Origin of the sequence: Sphingobacterium sp. PCS056, from assembly GCF_023273895.1 — a bacterium.
Taxonomy (GTDB): domain Bacteria; phylum Bacteroidota; class Bacteroidia; order Sphingobacteriales; family Sphingobacteriaceae; genus Sphingobacterium.
Genome location: NZ_CP096883.1, coordinates 3,914,828 through 3,934,698, shown reverse-complemented (window position 1 = coordinate 3,934,698; position 19,871 = coordinate 3,914,828). Strand labels below are relative to the sequence as shown.

The following is a 19,871-nucleotide window of genomic DNA, read 5'->3' as shown; positions in this document are numbered from 1 at the left end:
AAGATAAAAAAAGGTATACAATAAAGCTTGTCTATTGTATACCTGATATCTTAATTTTCGATTATTAGTCTTCTAATTCCATGATTTCTTCCGCGAGTTCTTCCCAATTCTTTTGCAATTGCGTTAATTCTGCTTTAGAAGAGTTATAGTTACGCGTGTATTCTTGTAGTTTAGTCGTATTTGAATAAATTTCTTCTTTTGCTAAATCTATTTCTAAATTTTTGACAATAAGTTCTTTTTCAACCACCTTTAACTCTAATACAGCGAGCTCTTTGTTCTTTTTACTGATCAATTTGAATTTATCATCAGTAGGAGCAACTTTGACTTTTTTAGGTTCCTCTACAACTACTTTCTTCTCTACTTTTTTTTCTTCAGGTTTGATTATCCGTTTCGAATTCCAATCCTCAAATTCTTGGTAAGTTCCTGGATATTCTTTGATCTGTTTATCTTCGATATACCATATTTTGTTGGCAACGTGATCTAGAAAATACCTATCGTGCGATACAACGATCAAAGTACCTTCAAATTGCTGCAGTGCTTGGATCAGAATATTGACCGATTGCATATCCAAGTGATTGGTAGGCTCATCGAGGGCTAAGAAGTTGGCATCAGCAGTTAATGCTTTTGCTAGGGCGACGCGAGATTTTTCACCCCCGGAAAGGACCTTAATCTTTTTGAATGCATCATCACCAGAAAATAAGAAACAACCTAAAATGGAGCGCAGTTCGGTGTCCGTATGTTTTGGAGCAAATGCTTGCATCTCCGCGATAATGCTATTTTCTAAGTGTAGAGCCTCTAACTGATGCTGCGCAAAAAACGTTTGAGATACATTATGACCATGTTCAGATTTTCCTTCATAATCTGGATCTGCACCTGCCACAATACGTAATAAAGTAGATTTACCTTTACCATTAGCACCAATCAGAGCAATCTTATCACCCTTTTCAATGATTCCCGCCGTATTTCTTAAAATTTCTAGATTAGGATATGCTTTAGACACATTTTCTAGAGTAACGACATGTCTTCCGGATGGTTTTGAAAATTTGAAGCTGAAGTTTACTGTTGGATTATCATCATCCACATCTTCTACTTTCTCCATTCTATCCAAAGCTTTAATACGAGATTGTGCCATCTTCGCTTTCGAAGCTTTCGCGCGGAAACGTTCGATAAGACGTTCTTCTTGTTTGATTTTGGCCTGTTGGTTCTTGAATTGACCAGCCTGAATCTCACTTCTTAATGCTTTTTCTTCTAAATAGAAACTGTAATTACCAGCATAAAGTGTTAACTTCCCTTTACGTGATTCTACGGTTTTTTTAATAATACGGTCTAAGAAGTACCTATCGTGAGAAACAATCACGATAGCACCTTCAAATCCCTGCAGGTAGTTTTCTAACCATTTGATGGAAGGTAAATCCATGTGGTTAGTTGGCTCATCCAGTAATAAGATGTCTGGAGTTTGCAATAAGATTCTGGCCAGCATGACACGCATGCGCCATCCACCAGAGAATGTTGCTAAAGGACGTTTTTGCTCATCTTCTGAAAAACCTAGTCCCGCTAAGATCTCATGCGCACGAAATTCGATACTGTAGCCGTCTAAAGCTTCAAATTCCATTTGCTTATCACTTAGTTTATTTAGAATATCGTCAGAATAATCTGTTTCTAATTTTTGGAGTAGATTTTCTATTTCTGAATGTAACTGATTTTGACGTTCAAAAGCCTCCATCGCAACATGTAAAATACTTTTATCAGAATGATAAGATAATAAATCTTGGTTTAAGTATCCAATCTTTAAGTCCTTAGCCATCGATATACTACCTGAGGTAGGTGTGTATTGTCCTACTATCAATCGCAATAATGTTGATTTACCAGTACCATTTGCACCAATTAGACCTACTTTATCTCCAGGTTTAATATGCCAGTTGGCCTCATCATACAATGCGCGAGAGCCTATTTCGAATGTTAAGTTATTTATTGATATCATTTCGATTGCAAAAGTAATGAAATTTCTTCTTCTTTGTCTACCTTTGTGTATATGTACAAGCTGGTAAAACCTATTTTCTTTTCTATGGATCCCGAATCTGCTCATCATACGGTGACAGGGGGATTAAAAATGTTCTCAAAAATTTGGGGTGCAAAAAAATTATTAAGTAATCTCTACACTTATGAAAATCCAAATTTAGCACGTGAAGTATTTGGTCTAAAGTTTAAAAATCCTGTTGGATTGGCTGCTGGATTTGACAAGAATGCGGAGTATATCACGGACATGGCTAACTTCGGTTTTGGTTTTATCGAGATCGGCACGGTTACCCCTAGACCACAACCTGGAAATGATCAACCTCGTATGTTCCGTTTAATCCCAGATAAAGCATTGATCAATCGAATGGGCTTTAATAATCAAGGTGCTGATGTTGCGGCCAACCGGTTGAAACATCTATCTGTAGAAGATCGAAAAGGATTACTGATCGGTGGAAATATTGGTAAAAATAAGCTAACACCTAATGAACAAGCGGTAGATGATTATATCTATTGTTTCAATGCGCTGTTTGATTATGTTGATTACTTCGTTGTCAACGTAAGTTCTCCCAATACGCCAGGATTACGGGATTTGCAAGAAAAAGAGCCGTTAAAACATATTTTAAATACACTTCAAAATCTCAATGAAAAGAGGGAAAATAAGAAACCAATTCTTTTAAAGATTGCTCCGGATTTGACCGATAGTCAATTGGATGATATTGTAGAAATCGTTCAAGAGACGGGTATTGCAGGTGTAATTGCGACTAATACGACGATCTCTAGAGCAGGATTGCGTAGTGATGAAAATTTAGTAAAAGAGATGGGAGGAGTCAGTGGAGCACCATTAACCAAGCGCTCTACAGAAGTGATTCGTTATTTGTCTAATAAGTCAAACCGGTCATTTCCAATAATTGGAGTAGGAGGTATACATTCTGCTGCCGATGCAATTGAGAAAATGGATGCAGGAGCAAGCCTTGTGCAGATTTATACCGGCTTCATTTACGAAGGACCTTCATTGATATCTAATATTTGCAAAGGAATTGCTCAAGCTGGAAAATAAAATTTGAGTTTAATAAAAAAGAGCGGTCTTCGCATTTAATGCGAAGACCGCTCTTTTTTATTTTAAATAGTTTACACTAAAGGTGCGGGTGCTTCTTCTTCAAATAAAGGCAAATCTTTAATAATATTGTACCATGTAAAGATCTTTTTGATATCTGATGAGTATACACGAGATTCATCATGACCTGGTGCAATTTCGCGGAAAGTATTGCGTAATGTCTCACCGTCTGCTTTTGGATCTACCGACAATCCTTTTTCTTTGATTGTTTCAAAAACATTTAATAAACGGATTTCTTCATCTTCTCCGTAAATTGTGATGTCTTCTAAAGTCGCCATTTTTGTAGAAGATAAACTTACTACAGATTTAATCTTAGCGCTATCTAAAGTCTCTAAAATAAATCCACCTTTATTCTGTCCAACTAATTTGAACAACCCTGGTTTTCCTGTTACAGAAACTAATGCTCTTAAATTCATAATATACTTTTTCTTACTGAAAACTAGTCTTCAATAACTTCAATACTTAAAATACGGTCACCTTGACGGATATCGTCAACGATGTCAACATTTTCAACAACTTTACCAAAACAGGTATGATTTCTATCCAAATGAGCTGTATTGTTACGGCTATGACAGATGAAAAATTGTGAACCACCTGTATTACGACCTGCATGAGCCATTGATAAAACACCTCTATCATGATACTGATTTTCTCCAGTCAATTCACAATCGATTTTGTAACCAGGACCACCTGTTCCAGGCATCCCAGAAGCACCTTCGCGTGAATTAGGACATCCACCTTGGATTACGAAATCAGGAAGGACACGGTGAAAAGTCAGGCCATCATAATACCCTTCTTTAGCTAATTTGATGAAATTTGCAACTGTATTTGGAGCATCTGCTGTATAGAATTGTACAGTCATGTCGCCTTTTTCTGTTTTAATAATCGCTTTACTCATTTTTTTAAAATAAATATGTTCAAATACAAATATAAGATTTCAAAATGACTTGATAAAAAGAATGCACACTCAAGTCGGATTTCACTGAATTTTATTTGTATAAATAATTGATCCTAATAATTTTATGTTTTTATATTTTTGAGTAAATTAGGAAATTATATTGACCATTTATATTCCTAATTTATTAATATGAGTAAACTAGTCATTCGAGATTGGGCGGAAGCAGATCGTCCAAGGGAAAAATTATTAGAACAAGGACGCCGTGTATTGTCAGATGCTGAACTACTCGCTATTTTAATTGGTTCAGGTTCTCGAGAGGAGACCGCAGTAGAGCTCTGCAAAAGAATCTTATCACGATCGCAACATAATCTGGATAACCTTTCTAAAATGGATGTCGTAGATTTATGTGAATTTAAAGGGATCGGACAAGCAAAAGCTATTACAATAATAGCGGCCCTAGAATTGGGGCGTAGACGTAAAGAAGCTGATCAGATAAAAAAACCATTGCTGAATAGCAGTAAACGGGTGTATGATTATTTTAAATATCAATTACAAGATCTTCCTCACGAAGAGTTTTGGGTACTGTATCTCAATACAGCCTGCAAAGTATTGGATAAACAGCTGATTGGTAGAGGAGGGAATGATTTTACACCAGTTGATATCCGTATTATCTTACGTTATGCACTTAATTGCACTGCTAATTCCATGATATTAATTCATAATCATCCCTCGGGAACTTGTCAAGCTAGTCAAGCGGATAAAATATTAACAAAAAAAATTATAGATGCATCCACGCTAATGGACATTCGAGTCAATGATCATGTGATCTTCACAGACAATGGGTACTTCAGTTTTCGCGATGAAGGATTAATGGATTAAAGTTAGGTTATCGAGCAAACAATAAGTCTATCATTTAATCTTGAATCAGAAAATAAGGGGAGTTATAGTCTCCCCTTATTTCCATTAATCGTTAAATTTTCTTTTTTGCCTTCTATATAGAATATAGATAATTGCCAGTAAGGCAACTACTGCAAGAATTATATAACTTGAATTAGAATGTTGTTGTGTATTGACTGCATTGGTATCTGCAAAAACCAAGTTGCCTACCATTATCAGTAGAATTGTTAACCACTTAGCCATAATTTATTATTTATTTAGTAACTCCACAATATAGTGATATTTAATATATCAAGCAAATTTTCTGCCAGTTATTTGTAATTGTGGATTGTGCTATATTATTTTATAAAATAAAGTGTTGAAAACATATATTGACCATGTTTTTTTTAAAGCACTTAAGATGCTGTATAATTTTGTGTATTCTGTTAAAGGATATTTGTTATTTATGCGCTTGATGCGTTGGAATCGAATCGTGTTTTATAATAAATCTTATTGTAGGGTGTTTTTTCACTTAATTCTTGAGGAATTTTTGATCAAAAGATCGATACTTGGTTTTATTTGGAGCTAATTGATGTGAGTTTGATCTCTAAAAATTAAATATCAGGACTGAGTCTGTATTTGGTATGTAAGTAAATGTCGCTAAACAGATTTGGGTTGAATATTTTTTGATAAAAAAGAACGCTTTATCCTGATATGATGAATAAAGCGTTCTCTTGTTGGATCTACAAACAGCATAATGCTTGAAATCCGATTGATCGTTGTGTTAATTAACCGATCTCAGCGATGAAATTACCTATTTGATTGATTTCATCTTTATGTGCTGTGATTTGCTTAAGATTGATCGTCCCGATGATATATTTAAAGTCAGGAGCATAGTATCTTTCGATGATTTCAGTAAAACCTAGTTTTTCGATCAGGTTGTCTTCCTCATATCTTAAATACACTTTAATTTCATGATCATTGCTATAAGATAGTGCATCGATGTTTAAATGTTTCTTATACTCATATCTATAATCATAACGCAAAGCTGTGATATCAGATAAGACAGCAGATCCAGTAGGGTGACCGCCTGCGCCTTTTCCGTAGAAAAATTGCTCGTCGGCAAAAGCTGCTTTCACAAGTACACCATTATTTTCATTCTCTACATTAAACAAAATATTATCTGCACTGATAAATTTAGGAATGACATAAAGGACTACCTTACTGTTATTGATTTCACGTGCAGTAGGGATAAGTTTAATTTTAAAGTTTTTTTCTTTGGCAAAACGTATATCTTGTGCACCTAATTTATCAATACCAATATTGAACACATCATCTGGATTGACATAGATACCATAGGCATGTGAAGCGACAATGGTCAATTTAAATTTTGGATCAAATCCACCAACATCTAAAGTGGGGTCGGTTTCTGCAAACCCGAGATCTTGTGCTTCCTTCAATGCATCAGCGTAAGGTTGATTCTCGTTGAATACTTTTGACAGAATAAAGTTCGATGAACCATTGAAGATACCTGTTACAGCATGTAATAATTCATTGTCATAGTATTCTTCCAGATTACGAATAATGGGTATACTTCCACATACAGCTCCTTCATAAAGTAAGCTAGTGCCATATTCTTGTTGGATAGCCGCTAATTCCTCCAAATGCGTAGCAATCATTTTTTTGTTTGCTGAAACAACATTTTTTCCAGATTTAAGCGCACGAACTGTTAAAGCATATGCTGCTTCTGCATCATCGATTAATTCTACGACTGTATTGATATCTGGATCGCCTAATACAGCTTCTGCATCCGTTGTAAACAACTCTGGGGCAAGTGATCTTTTCTTGTCAGCATTCTTGATGACAAATTTTTTAATTTCTAAATTTAAGTTTTTAGTCTTGATAATGTCGTACAATCCTTGTCCTACAACTCCAAATCCAAACATTCCAATCGTTAATTTCTTACTCATAGTTGTTTTTTTACGCTTTTATATAATGGTGCTATCTGAAATTATTTTATTTTATCGAAAGCTTGTTGTAAATCATCTTTAATATCATCGACATGCTCAATTCCTACCGATAACCGTAATAACCCAACAAATACTCCTGCTGCTTTTTGTGCCTCTGCACTGAGTTGCTGGTGTGTTGTAGCGGCTGGGTGGATGATCAATGATTTTGTATCACCAACATTTGCTAGATGGCTAATTAACTCTAGGCTATCTATAAAAGCATCGGCTTTAGTGACATCGCCTTTTATCTGAAAAGAAAGAACCGCTCCATATCCATTTTTTAGGTATTTCTGTGCATTTGAATAACTTGGTGAGCTTTTCAAGCCCGGATAGTTCACTTGCTCAACTTGCGGATGCGCTTCTAACCATCTAGCGATTTCTAGGGTGTTGTCTACATGACGCTGAACACGTAGCGAAAGCGTTTCTAGACCTTGTATAAGCTGGAATGAGTTGAAAGGTGATATAGCCGGTCCGAAATCACGAAGGCCTTCCACACGTGCACGGATTGCAAATTGGATGTTGCCAAATGGACCATCTGGGCCAAATACATCTGCGAAGACCAATCCATGATATCCTTCAGAAGGTTCAGAAAATTGTTTAAATTTACCATTGCCCCAGTTATATGTACCACCATCAACGATGACACCGCCAATACTTGTTCCATGTCCGCCAATCCATTTTGTCGCAGATTCGACAACAACAGAAGCACCATGCTCTAGCGGTTTGAATAGATAGCCCCCAGCTCCAAAAGTGTTATCTACGATTAAAGGTAAATCGTGTTTTTTAGCAACTGCAGCTATTTTATCAAAATCAGGAATATCATAACTTGGATTTCCAATTGTTTCTAAGTATAATGCTTTCGTATTTTCATTGATCAATGACTCAAACTCCTCAGCTGTTGTCTCTTTCGTGAAGCGGACCTCAATTCCAATTCTTTTAAATGCAACTTTGAATTGATTGTATGTACCTCCATAAATATGGCTACTCGACACAAAATTATCACCAGCCTCTAAAATATTATTTAATGCGATGAACTGCGCAGCTTGACCAGAGGCAACCGCCACTGCAGCAACACCACCTTCTAATGCAGCAATGCGTTTTTCAAAAACATCTGTTGTCGGATTCATCAGACGGGTATAGATGTTTCCAAACTGTTTTAATGCAAATAAGTTAGCGCCATGTTCCGCATTTTCAAATACGTATGAGCTGGTTTGATATATAGGTACTGCACGTGCGCCAGTAGTTGGGTCTGCAACTTGTCCTGCATGAACTTGTAGAGTTTCGAATTTTAAATTTTTATTTGTAGACATGGTTTTTTATAATTAATTAGTTGAATATTTTCGTGAATATTATAGAGTGAGGATCTGCACATGTAGATGCACTTGCTATCCATTAAGTAAAAAATGGATAGATCTAACAATAAAACATAGACATGTGCTCAAACATTCGCATTGAAGTTGATGCAAGAGTTGTAAATGTTACGTTGGTAATTGAACTTACCCTGTTGTTTTTTTGTAATGTAAATATCATTGTCGTTTCATTTATATCCTCCATAACAATATTGATATGGACAGGAATTGGCACCTTTTCAAACGTATTTTGAAGGTTGCCAGTGGGTCATTGAGCCAGTCTCTCGCCACTTCTTTATAAATCAAGACCTGATTGAAAGGTTTTGATTAGGTGTATTTCGATTCGATCTACGTTGCAAATATATGTCTTGGAATTTAGAAACCAAAATATTTTGAATTATTTATTTAATACATGAGTAAGAAATGTAGTTTCTTTTTCTTGAGAAAAAGGTGTAATTATTAAATATGAAGAGTGTTAAGTAATTTAGGTTAATTATGGAATCAAAAGAAAACAAAGGATAAGGGAGATGTGCGTCTTCGCATTCTTAAAAGGTGAAAAAAACGCTTTGCACAAATCGGTTACAATGCGACATCTATTCGTAAAGTAGCCGCCAATCCGCTATAATTCCCATTATTATCTATCTGTCCTAGTAAGGACAAGAGTGATATCGGATATGCTGTTCATCAAGAAGAGCATTTACACATTGATCCTAGTAGAAATAAAGGTTGAATCAAAAGAACAAGTTGATGATTCTCTTAGTTTAGAGAAATGGTTGATTGTATGTGATCGCACAATTGCCGATGATGATGGCTGCGAACTAAAAAATGCTAGAAGTATTGGCTTCTAGCATTTTTTAACTTAAGTGAACGACCCTAAACTAATAACAGGAGCTTTATTTTATAATGCGCTTTATTTTATTTGATTTTTTAATCAACTTATGTAATTGTGTATAGTTTTCCTCTTGAATAGCATCTTTCAGAGCTTGCAACTGTTTAATATTTTCTTCCAATACTTCTAATACGTTTACTCTATTTTGTTTAAAAATAGGTGTCCACATATCGGGAGAGCTTTTAGCCAAACGTACTGTGGATTCAAATCCAGAACCCGCTAATTCAAATATCCTGCCCTGTGATTTTTCTTTTTCTAATACCGTTAAGGCTAGCGCAAAAGAAGTCAGGTGGGAGATATGTGAAACATAAGCGGTATGGGTATCATGTTCTTCCGCAGTCATAAATGACGTGCGCATTTCCAGTTGTTCAGTAATGGAATCTGCGAGTTCAAAAGCGTCTTCATCAGATTTAAAAGCCTCCACGTAGACCATCATTTTATCTTTGAACAAGTTTGGTAAAGCTGCTTCTGGGCCAGAATATTCAGTCCCTGCCATAGGGTGAGCCGCCACATACCGACCACGATTGGGATGTTCTGAGATCAATTGTAAAATATTAAGCTTAGTAGATCCCATGTCAATAATGACTTGGTCTGTTACTAGATCTAATAATTTTGGTGCCAACGAGATAATCGCATCCACAGGAGCCGTGAGAATAATGACCTTGCATTTTTCTAGTGCCTCTTCCAACGTTGCTTTCTGATCGATAAAGCCAATTTGCAATGCTTTTGTTAAGTTAGCATCACTTTTGTCGACACCAAATACCTGATCACAAAAATGCTTTTCTTTTAGTTTCATGGCGACTGAGCCACCAATTAAACCGACGCCAATAATGGCTATATTTATCATGTTATTTTAATCTTAATTCGTTTCTTTAACTTCTTTAATTCGCTCAATAGCCTCTTGCAACACTTCAACTGAAGCACATAAACTAATTCTGATATAGGAGTTTCCAGCAGTTCCAAATATACCTCCTGGAGTAATGAAGACACGTGATTGATTTAATACCTCATCACTAAGAGCGTAGCCCGATTCGTAACTGTCAGGAACTTTTGCCCACACAAATAAACCAACTTGATTTTTTTTGTAGATACAGCCTAGCATGTTCATGATTTCAAAAACTAATGCTCTTCTTTCATTGTAGATTCCATTTAATTCTTGATACCACGATTGATCTAATTGTAATGCTTTGGCCGCAGCAAGCTGTGCTGGCAAGAACATGCCAGAATCCATGTTGCTTTTAAATCGCAGCACTTCATTGATACGTTCTTCTGCACCCACTAACATACCGATTCGCCATCCAGCCATGTTCGATGACTTACTTAATGAATTAAGTTCTAAGGCAACATCTTTTGCTCCTTCAATAGACATAATACTCTTAGGGCTGTCTGTCAAGATAAAACTATAAGGGTTATCGTGGCAGATTAAAATATGGTTTGCCTTTGCAAAAGCAATCAATTCAAGATAAAATCCTTCATTCGCACTAGAGCCCGTAGGCATATGTGGATAGTTGATCCACATCAGTTTTACTTTCGATAAATCGTTTTCAGAAAGCTTTTTAAGATCAGGTAACCAATCTGTTTCCTCAGATAAATCATAGGTAATAGCTGTGGCTCCACTTAGTCGCACTGCAGCGGCATAAGCAGGATATCCCGGGTTTGGTATTAAAACCTCATCACCTTCTTGCAAGTAAGTCATGCAAATATGAACAATACCTTCTTTAGAACCTATTAAAGGTAAAATTTCTGTATTTGGATTGAATGTTGCCTGATAATAGCGTTGATACCAATCTGCAATAGCTTGTCTCAATATAGGCGAGCCTTTATAGTTTTGATAGCCATGTACATTGGCTTTAGCCGCTTCTGTCGTCAAGGTCTGAATTACTTCAGGATGAGGTGGTAAGTCTGGGCTTCCGATACCTAAATTAATCACACGAGCACCTGCTTTATTGAGCTCATCAATTTCTCTTAATTTTTTTGAGAAATAATATTCTTCGGTTTGTTGCAACCTTTTGGCAACTTCTATTTGCATTATGTTCTGGTATTTTACTATTTACAAGGACTAAATTAGGTTTTTTCTATTAAAATAATAGTATAACCCATTGTACATTTTAAATAATGTTGCTTTTTAAATTATTGATATTTCTGTTGTATATATTTTTGTTGATGTAGTGCATGGTGTTATTGCATTCATCTTGATCAAGATTGCGGTTTTGAATTCATCAAAACATGGAGCATGATTATCAATAGATATGGTGTACGTTGATATCAAGTATAAAAGGCTTTTTTTATCCGTAATCTATTGTAATACGTCTCGATACATATGTGGAGCGACCCTAATATATCTTATACATGCAAGCAGGTTGCGAACAGGGTAGTATCATGGTGAAAATACTATAAACACGGACTGAACACGGACTCACCATGGACTTAACACGGATTTAAGATGAATATAATAAGCATATCATACCTATTTATGATGAAGCAAACTCGAATAATCTGCGAATACAAGCTCTACTTATTGAAAAGCTAATGACAATAAAAATTGGGTTTATTGTTGTTAAATCGTGTTTTTTTGTGAATTTATTAAAAGATTAGTAATCCCCTCAATAGATTGATTAGCATAAACTAGAGTTATGCTTGAACGGTTAATAATCAATCAACGAGTCCGAGTCAATTATGATCAATAAGATGTTTTCTGAGTTATATTCATAAATCATAATGCAAAACCGCTAGGTATATTGTGGTTTAAATTTGGTGTTTATTGGATGAAATTTATAATATCATCGAAGTGCAAGATTTCATTCCTTGAAAGTATTCCTTATATATTGCGCGTAATTTTAGTATTTTTGCTACCTTAATATTATAAATGAAAACTTACTTTAGGTTATTATCTTTTGCCAAACCCATTGAGAAATACGCAATTCCGTATATTATCTGCACCCTAATTACGGTTGTATTCAGCACATTGAATTTGGCGTTATTAGCTCCTTTGTTGCAAACTCTTTTCAATACAGATCAAGTTTCTTCTCATGTAGTATTAGCAAAGCCCGATGGATATTTTGATATTCTCGGTTACTTCAATTATTATGCAAGTCTGGCTAACCAACAGTTCGGTGCTTATGGTGCATTGAAGTATGTCTGTATCGTGATCGTAATTTCCGTTTTTATAAGCAATTTGTTTCGTTATTTAGCCCAACGAATTATGGAAAATTTGCGTATTCACACTTTATTGAATTTACGGAAGACGGTATTTGATAATGTCATGGATCTACATTTAGGCTATTTTAATGGACAGCGTAAAGGCGATATTATTTCCAAAGTATCTTCTGATGTTCAGGTTGTACAGTATTCTGTTACAGGCACATTGCAGGTTGCTTTTAAAGAGCCACTTCAACTCATTGCATATCTGGTTATGTTATTTGTTATTTCTGCAAAACTGACTTTATTCGCTATGCTCGTCATTCCAGTATCTGCTTTTTTTATATCTAAAATTGTTAAAACTTTAAAGGCACAAGCGATTGCTGGTCAAACATCTTATGCGAATATGATTTCTTTCTTAGATGAGGCATTATCTGGTGTTCGTATCATTAAAGCCTTCAACGGAACAAATTTCGTTAAAAAAAGATTTAATGATGAGAATGATCGTTATGCGGGTATCATGCGTGCAATGGCAAGGCGCCAACAAATGGGTTCACCGGTATCTGAATTGTTAGGTGTGATTATGGTCGCTATCATTTTATTATATGGTGGTAATCTGGTTTTATCAGGGAGTGATGAGTTTGGAGCATCTGAGTTTATTGCCTATATCGCTATCTTCTCACAAGTAATGCGTCCTGCAAAAGCATTGACAGATGCATTTAGTAATATTCATAATGGTATTGCGGCTGGTGAGCGTGTACTGGAATTGATTGATACCAAAAGTGAAGTTACTGATAAGCCTAATGCGAAGAAAGTTACTGATTTTAAAAAAGCGATTGAGTTTCAGCATGTAGATTTCGCTTATGGTGAGAAAAACATTTTAAAACATATCAATCTAATTATTGAAAAGGGAAAAACAATAGCGCTGGTCGGTCCTTCTGGAGGGGGTAAATCTACTTTGGTGGATTTAATTCCGCGTTTTATGGATGTTACAGCAGGTCAAATTTTGTTTGACGGTATAGATTTAAGGGATCTAGATCAAGAATCTCTACGCACAATGATAGGTGTAGTGAATCAAGAGTCTATCTTATTTAATGACACCATCTTTAATAATATTACCTTTTCCAATACATCTGCGACCCAGCAAGAGGTTGAGAATGCTGCCAAAATAGCTAATGCTCATGAATTTATCTTGAAAACAGAATCCGGTTATCAAACGAATATTGGTGATCGTGGCGCTAAACTTTCTGGTGGCCAGCGACAACGAATTTGCATCGCGCGAGCTGTATTGAAAAACCCACCCATTATGTTATTGGACGAGGCAACTTCGGCATTAGATACGGAATCCGAAAAACTAGTTCAAGATTCCTTATATAAGCTTATGGATAATCGTACTACGGTAGTCATTGCACATCGATTAAGCACCATTCAGAATGCAGATAAAATTGTGGTGATAGATGGTGGCCAAATTGTAGAATTTGGAAGTCATACAGAATTGATTCAGAAAGAGGGTTTGTATAGAAAATTGATCGATATGCAACAGTTCACAGATTAATGGTTATTTCATTGATATTGCTGTACCAAAAACAAGGCTAGATTCTACGAATTTAGCCTTGTTTTTGGTACATTTGTTATAGACTAGGAGACATGATAATGGATGCTAAAGAAAAATTAAATTTCTTACTTTCTAATCCGCTTTTGGATAGTGAGTTAAGAAATATAGCAAATAAAGTGTTGCAAGAAGAACGCATCACATTTGATGAGGGTGTATACCTTTATAAAAATGCCGAATTGGGTTATTTGGGTGTTTTAGCGAATTATATTCGGGAGAAAAGACATGGGGATATCACATTTTTCAATCGTAACTTTCATATTGAGCCTACGAATGTGTGTGTTTACGATTGTAAGTTCTGTTCATATTCCCGTATGATCAAAGAGCGTGCAGAAGGATGGGAAATGGAGGTAGATGGTATGATGGACATCGTAAAGAAATATGATGATGAAGCCGTTACGGAAGTTCATATTACTGGAGGTGTCGTGCCCAAACAAAATCTTGATTTCTATGCCGAATTTTTTAAAAGATGTAAGGCACATCGTCCAGAATTGCACATTAAAGGTTTAACGCCAGTAGAATATTACTATATATTCAAGAAGGCAAAACTGAGCCATTATGAAGGTATGAAATATTTGCAGTCTTGTGGTCTGGATTCGATGCCTGGTGGTGGAGCAGAAATCTTCCATCCAGAGATCAGAGAGCAGATTGCACATGATAAATGTACTGCAGAACAATGGCTAGATATTCACGAGCAAGCACATAAATTAGGGATGCATACCAACGCAACCATGCTATACGGTCATATTGAAGAGTTTTGGCATCGTGTGGATCACATGGAAAGATTGCGTCAACTGCAAGATAAGACTGGAGGTTTTCAAACTTTTATTCCATTGAAATTTCGAAATAAAGAAAATCAAATGTCACATATTCCCGAGGTTTCTGTTATTGAAGACTTGAGAAATTATGCCATAGCTCGTATTTATTTGGATAATTTTGATCATATTAAAGCCTATTGGGCAATGATTTCAAGGGATACAGCTCAAATGTCATTGGCATTTGGTGTTGATGATATTGACGGAACATTGGATGATACGACGAAGATCTACAGTATGGCAGGAGCTGAGGAGCAGAACCCGGGTATGTCAACGCAGCAGTTGGTTGAGTTGATTCGCAAGGTAGGACGTCATCCAATAGAGCGTGATACCTTATATCAGGTTGTCACCGATTACAAGGATGTAGTTTTTGAAGACGATAGCAAGAAAAAAAATTATTATGCACTACCTGTTGTAAATAATTAAGATATATTTTGAAAAAGACTTTTTATTTTATTCGCCATGGACAGACCGATCTGAATTTGAAAGGTATTGTTCAGGGGCGTGGCGTGAATTCTCCACTTAATGAAACGGGACTGGCACAAGCTCAGGCTTTTTATGATGCTTATAAAGATATCCCGTTTGATAAAATTTATACCTCAACCTTATTGAGAACACATCAGACAGTAGAATCTTTTATCAGAGATGGTATTTCTTGGCAAGAACTCGAGGGTTTAGATGAAATTAGTTGGGGAATCTACGAAGGTAAAGAGCAAGACGAATCTATCATGAGTGGATTCAATGAGCTGGTCTCAGCATGGAAAAATGGTGAATTGGATGTCAGTGTAGATGAGGGGGAATCTCCTAATGCATTGATGTTACGTCAACGTGAGGCCATCGCACATATGGTTAAACAAGAGCATGAAGAAACCGTATTGGTCTGTATGCATGGTCGCGCATTACGTATTATTCTTTGCCTATTGACAGGAGTAGATGCCTCAAAAATGGATGAATTTCCTCATACAAACACTGCCTTATATAAATTAACGTATGATCATGATCAATTTGAAATTATTGACTATTATAATACGAAACATCTAGAGGTATTGACAAATGGATAAAGTGAGAGTATCGGCAGTTTCGTATACGAATACATTGCCGTTTTTAAATGGGATTAGACAATCCGCAGTTTTAGATCAGATCGAATTGAGCTTGGATAATCCGAGTGTATGTGCCCAAAAAGTGATTGATGACAAAGCTGATTTAGGTATAATTCCTGTGGCGGCTTTATTAAGTCTTCCGCATGCGCATATCATTACCGATTATTGTATTGGTACAGAGGGGGCTGTTGATTCGGTTTTTATTTTTGCTCACAAACCGATTGAAGAAATCCAGACATTATATTTGGATAAGCAATCACGTACTTCTAATGGGTTAGCACGAGTACTGCTTAAAAATCATTGGAAGCGCGACGTGAGGATCGTGACAGATATCGAAGGGGCTGACGCGTATGTACTGATCGGTGACCGTACGTTTGGTAAGAAGAAGACGGTACCTTTTGTTTACGATTTAGGACTTATGTGGAAAGAATTTACAGGTCTTCCATTTGCATTTGCAGTCTGGGTGAGTACAAAAACATTAACAGTAGATTTTATAAGGTTATTTAACGAGGCTCTAAAAGTAGGCGTCTCGGAGCCTGAAGCTGTAATTCCGGGCCTACCCAAATATGAAGATTTTGATTATCATCATTATTTAACTTCAAGCTTAAACTATCATCTTACTGATGATAAGAGGAAAGCTATTGATCAATATTTAGTTTTATTAAAAGAGTTAGATACTTAGCAGTAAAACAAAAATTGGTAAAAAGCGATTATGGAGATAATCGCTTTTTACTTTATATTCTTAATTATAGGAAAGTAGTTTGATTTCAATAAAAAAAGATATGAACAAGATTTATTTAGCAGGAGCTATGGTAGTGGATCCGAATAACAGGCTTTTGGTTGTTAGGAAAAAAAATTCTGCATATTACATGATGCCAGGTGGCAAGATAGAAAAAGGTGAGCTTTCTTCTCAAGCACTTGTTCGAGAATTAAAAGAAGAGTTAGATCTAAATATCTCCTTATCTGAGCTGGAATACCTAGGGTTTCATGAGACCGAAGCTGTCAATGAAGTTGATACCATAGTGAGGGGAGAAATCTTTAAAATTGAATTAAAAGCAGCCCTAGATGTCTTTCCACAGGCCGAGATTGAGGAAGCTATTTGGTTAACAGTGGATAATTATGAAAACTATCAATTAGCTCACCTTATCGAACAATTTACTATTCCAATTTGGAAAGCAGGTACTTTTGAATATTAAAATAGAATTTAAAGTTTAACCGATCTCATATTAAACACACATTATGCTATCATTTGCAAATGCTAAAATAAATCTGGGCCTACATATCGTAGGAAAACGACCGGATGGTTATCATGATTTGGAAACCATATTCTATCCTGTTAAATTATATGATGTGGTCGAAATCATTCCTTTGGAATCCGGTCCAACTGTTTTTTATTCAGAAGGCATTGTTATTCCTGGAGAAGGAATGAACCTTTGTGAGCGTGCTTATCAATTAATTAAACAAGATTTTGATATTCCATCAATCGCAATTCATTTAATAAAAAAAATTCCTATAGGTGCTGGAATGGGAGGAGGTTCAGCTGATGCTGCTTATGTTTTGAAAATGTTAAATGACAGTTTTCAGCTTGAGCTGTCTGTTAAACAATTGCAGACGTACGCGAAACAGTTAGGCGCAGACTGTCCATTTTTTATAGATAATAAACCTGTATATGCTACAGGAATAGGGACCGATTTCTCTCCGATTGAATTAAATTTAAGCGCTTATTATATCGTTGTTATTAATCCTAATATTCACATATCAACAGCAGAAGCCTATCGTGGAGTAGAAGCTAAGCAACCAGAGTTTGATTTAAGATCGATCATCAAACTCCCTATACAAGAATGGAAATACTATTTGAACAATGATTTTGAGTTGAGCATATTTGAACAGTTTCCAAAAATAAAGGAATTAAAAGATGCACTATATTCTTTTGGTGCTATATATGCTTCCATGTCAGGTTCAGGTTCTTCCGTTTACGGGATTTTTGAAAATCCTGTAGCATTGGATGACTTAAAGGTTTTTGGAGATATTTATTATCCAATAGATCTCTCCTGACCGTGTGTAATGCGTAGACAGAAAATGGTCTTTAATTATAAAATTGGTTATTATCCCAAGTTCATCTCTGTAGATTTCTTTTTATAATTGATCAATAAATTACGGATTTGTTTTTCATTATTAAGTATATTTTAGTACTGTTTTTTCGCTTGTTACCGCAGTAAATAAAGTGAAAAAACAATACTAAATTAAAATGTTATAAAAAGTAATCTCTCGTAGTGGAAGATTCATTGATCGTATTTGGTCTAATAAAATATCATACTCATCAGGACTCTTCATCCACTTTATAATCGATCAATTCTTTAGCCTCTTGTAGCACCAATCTTAATTTTTCTGGACTTAGTTGGAGAGATTGGAGAGCATTTTTATCTTTTAAGATATCTTTCACCAATATGATCTGATGTTGCAATAGTGTTTTTTCCTGTTCATCAGTTAGTGTGGTCAAGCAGGTCACCGGATAAAATACGGCTCTATCTACACGTCTTTTTATACTATTGTCTTCGGGATAATCCCATGAAAGAAAGTTTACGCCGTAGTATTTTCCAAAATCTTTAGAATCAGAGGTTAAATAAGCATTGGTGACAAGCCAGCCTTGTGTAAACTTTTTGTATTGCCCAAAAAAATGATAATCAATATCACTGATGTCGTTAAATCGAGACAAAAAATACATCGGGGTTGTTACCGAGATTTTAGCGTCAATATCATTTCTGAACTTACATTCAATAGCAAGCATTTCATTGCCTTTAGCAGCCACTACATCAATCTCATGTGACACAGCATGCCCCTGCACTGTTTGTCCTGTTGTACTTTCAAATCCATACTCTTGAAATAATCGACCTATCCATTTCTCGAAATAGAATCCCTCTGGGCCAAGTTCGCGAAGTGCCTTTTTTAGACTATATCGAGCTGCAAGCGAGTTTCTTTGAGATTTCAAAGCCTCAAAAGCTAATTGGTATAAGGCCTTCGTACTGATACCATCAAATAATTTTTCTTTTATTTGAGCGTACACTTTTTCTACCTGATCATGATTAGCTCCCGAACGTGTCAACGAGTGACGTAAACTGTCGCTATTAAATGGGACTAACTCCCCAGAATATTTTTTTACGAGCATAAGATCTTTAATAAGTTACTCCATTTTTAAGTTAACAATACAATTTACGTGCTAATAATAGCAAGATAACTAAAAGAGTTCCTTAATTAAAATATACGTACCCACAAAAAATATAAACCAACCAAAAATTGGTTTTAACTTGTCCGTCGCGATTTTTTTTTGCAGATAACTACCTATTGCTACACCTAGGATCGTTATAGAAAGTAGCTTTACTAAGAAAAACCAATCCATTTGTACATGATCTATATCTCCTAAAAATCCGATGAGTGAATTTAAGGTTATGATAGATAGCGAAGTGCCAATTGCAATTCGGATCGGCATGCGCAATAAAATAACTAAAGCAGGAATGATTAAAAATCCTCCGCCAGCTCCTAAGAAGCCCGTCACTAAACCAATTCCAATTCCCCAAAAGATCATTTTTGTTATTGGTTGTTTTATAGGATGATTGGTACTGACCTGAATCTGTTTATTTTTGATCATACTCCAGGAAGCGCCCAACATCAATACCGCAAAAGCAATCATAGTGATCGTTGATTTTGTCAATTGAAAATGATGGATTTGCAAAATAACTTCTGGAATATGGACCAGTAAAACTTTACGAACGATGAGGATGACAAAGACGGAAGGAATTCCAAAATAAGTCGCTGCACTATAATCCACACCATTTTCTTTTATTTTAAGGAAACTACCTATTAAGCTCGTGAAACCAACAATAAATAGGGAATACGATGTTGCTAATGTAGGATGTATATGGAATAAGTAGACTAAGACCGGTACAGTTAAAATGGAACCACCTGCACCGATTAATCCGAGCGTGATACCGATGAAAATGGATAAAGTATAACCTATGATTTCCATCGTTGAAACATTGTGTCGCAAAGAACGGAAT

At 35.7% G+C, this 19,871-nt stretch carries 17 protein-coding genes and 1 riboswitch; of the genes, 8 read left to right on the top strand and 9 right to left on the bottom strand.

Annotated elements, in window-relative coordinates; genetic code table 11:
- Positions 1-64 precede the first annotated feature (64 nt).
- Complete coding sequence (locus MUB18_RS16470) at positions 65-1,981, bottom strand: ABC-F family ATP-binding cassette domain-containing protein (protein WP_248753881.1); 1,917 nt, start codon at positions 1,979-1,981, stop codon at positions 65-67.
- Positions 1,982-2,032: 51 nt separating this feature from the next.
- Here MUB18_RS16470 and MUB18_RS16465 point away from each other — a divergent pair, with 51 nt between their 5' ends.
- Positions 2,033-3,073, top strand: coding sequence for a quinone-dependent dihydroorotate dehydrogenase (locus MUB18_RS16465; protein WP_248753880.1), 1,041 nt, complete (start codon positions 2,033-2,035; stop codon positions 3,071-3,073).
- Between the two features lie 71 nt (positions 3,074-3,144).
- Here the strand turns inward: MUB18_RS16465 and MUB18_RS16460 are convergent, their stop codons facing one another.
- Positions 3,145-3,546 (bottom strand): DUF5606 domain-containing protein, encoded by a 402-nt coding sequence (locus tag MUB18_RS16460; RefSeq protein WP_045756205.1) that lies wholly within the window; start codon positions 3,544-3,546, stop codon positions 3,145-3,147.
- A 23-nt stretch (positions 3,547-3,569) separates the two neighbouring features.
- Complete coding sequence (locus MUB18_RS16455) at positions 3,570-4,028, bottom strand: peptidylprolyl isomerase (protein ID WP_045756204.1); 459 nt, start codon at positions 4,026-4,028, stop codon at positions 3,570-3,572.
- A gap of 189 nt (positions 4,029-4,217) precedes the next feature.
- Here MUB18_RS16455 and radC point away from each other — a divergent pair, with 189 nt between their 5' ends.
- Entirely contained in the window at positions 4,218-4,907 is a 690-nt protein-coding gene (gene radC / locus MUB18_RS16450) for a RadC family protein (RefSeq protein WP_045756203.1), read from the top strand.
- 785 nt (positions 4,908-5,692) lie between these two features.
- Here the strand turns inward: radC and MUB18_RS16445 are convergent.
- The 4 genes from MUB18_RS16445 to MUB18_RS16430 form a co-directional block, all read right to left on the bottom strand.
- Complete coding sequence (locus tag MUB18_RS16445) at positions 5,693-6,874, bottom strand: homoserine dehydrogenase (RefSeq protein WP_248753879.1); 1,182 nt, start codon at positions 6,872-6,874, stop codon at positions 5,693-5,695.
- Positions 6,875-6,915: 41 nt separating this feature from the next.
- Entirely contained in the window at positions 6,916-8,223 is a 1,308-nt protein-coding gene (locus tag MUB18_RS16440) for an O-acetylhomoserine aminocarboxypropyltransferase/cysteine synthase family protein (protein ID WP_094772908.1), read from the bottom strand.
- Positions 8,224-8,451: 228 nt separating this feature from the next.
- Positions 8,452-8,566: riboswitch (SAM riboswitch) on the bottom strand.
- A gap of 589 nt (positions 8,567-9,155) precedes the next feature.
- The gene (locus MUB18_RS16435) at positions 9,156-9,998 is read right to left on the bottom strand and encodes a prephenate dehydrogenase (protein ID WP_248753878.1); all 843 of its coding nucleotides are present in this window, start codon (positions 9,996-9,998) and stop codon (positions 9,156-9,158) included.
- Positions 9,999-10,010: 12 nt separating this feature from the next.
- Positions 10,011-11,180, bottom strand: a complete 1,170-nt coding sequence (locus tag MUB18_RS16430; protein ID WP_248753877.1) for a pyridoxal phosphate-dependent aminotransferase — start codon at positions 11,178-11,180, stop codon at positions 10,011-10,013.
- 837 nt (positions 11,181-12,017) lie between these two features.
- Between MUB18_RS16430 and MUB18_RS16425 the strand changes: the two genes are divergently transcribed.
- The 6 genes from MUB18_RS16425 (at position 12,018) to ispE (ending at position 17,871) form a co-directional block, all read left to right on the top strand.
- Complete coding sequence (locus MUB18_RS16425) at positions 12,018-13,844, top strand: ABC transporter ATP-binding protein (protein ID WP_094772907.1); 1,827 nt, start codon at positions 12,018-12,020, stop codon at positions 13,842-13,844.
- Positions 13,845-13,942: 98 nt separating this feature from the next.
- Complete coding sequence (gene mqnE, locus MUB18_RS16420) at positions 13,943-15,142, top strand: aminofutalosine synthase MqnE (protein ID WP_108159821.1); 1,200 nt, start codon at positions 13,943-13,945, stop codon at positions 15,140-15,142.
- Positions 15,143-15,150: 8 nt separating this feature from the next.
- Entirely contained in the window at positions 15,151-15,777 is a 627-nt protein-coding gene (locus MUB18_RS16415) for a histidine phosphatase family protein (protein WP_248753876.1), read from the top strand.
- The gene (locus MUB18_RS16410) at positions 15,770-16,498 is read left to right on the top strand and encodes a menaquinone biosynthetic enzyme MqnA/MqnD family protein (protein WP_248753875.1); all 729 of its coding nucleotides are present in this window, start codon (positions 15,770-15,772) and stop codon (positions 16,496-16,498) included. Before MUB18_RS16415 ends, MUB18_RS16410 begins: the two co-directional genes overlap by 8 nt.
- A gap of 100 nt (positions 16,499-16,598) precedes the next feature.
- Positions 16,599-17,012 (top strand): NUDIX hydrolase, encoded by a 414-nt coding sequence (locus tag MUB18_RS16405; protein WP_248753874.1) that lies wholly within the window; start codon positions 16,599-16,601, stop codon positions 17,010-17,012.
- A gap of 43 nt (positions 17,013-17,055) precedes the next feature.
- A complete protein-coding gene (gene ispE, locus MUB18_RS16400; protein ID WP_248753873.1) occupies positions 17,056-17,871 on the top strand; it encodes a 4-(cytidine 5'-diphospho)-2-C-methyl-D-erythritol kinase in 816 nt (271 codons plus the stop codon).
- Between the two features lie 265 nt (positions 17,872-18,136).
- Here ispE and MUB18_RS16395 read toward each other — a convergent pair whose 3' ends face one another.
- Together MUB18_RS16395 and MUB18_RS16390 are read right to left on the bottom strand one after the other, a co-directional pair.
- Positions 18,137-18,982 (bottom strand): ATP cone domain-containing protein, encoded by an 846-nt coding sequence (locus tag MUB18_RS16395; RefSeq protein ID WP_045755731.1) that lies wholly within the window; start codon positions 18,980-18,982, stop codon positions 18,137-18,139.
- Between the two features lie 69 nt (positions 18,983-19,051).
- Positions 19,052-19,840 carry a sulfite exporter TauE/SafE family protein gene (locus MUB18_RS16390; RefSeq protein ID WP_108159816.1) on the bottom strand — a complete coding sequence of 263 codons (789 nt, stop codon included), beginning with the start codon at positions 19,838-19,840 and terminating at the stop codon, positions 19,052-19,054.
- Positions 19,841-19,871: the final 31 nt, after the last annotated feature.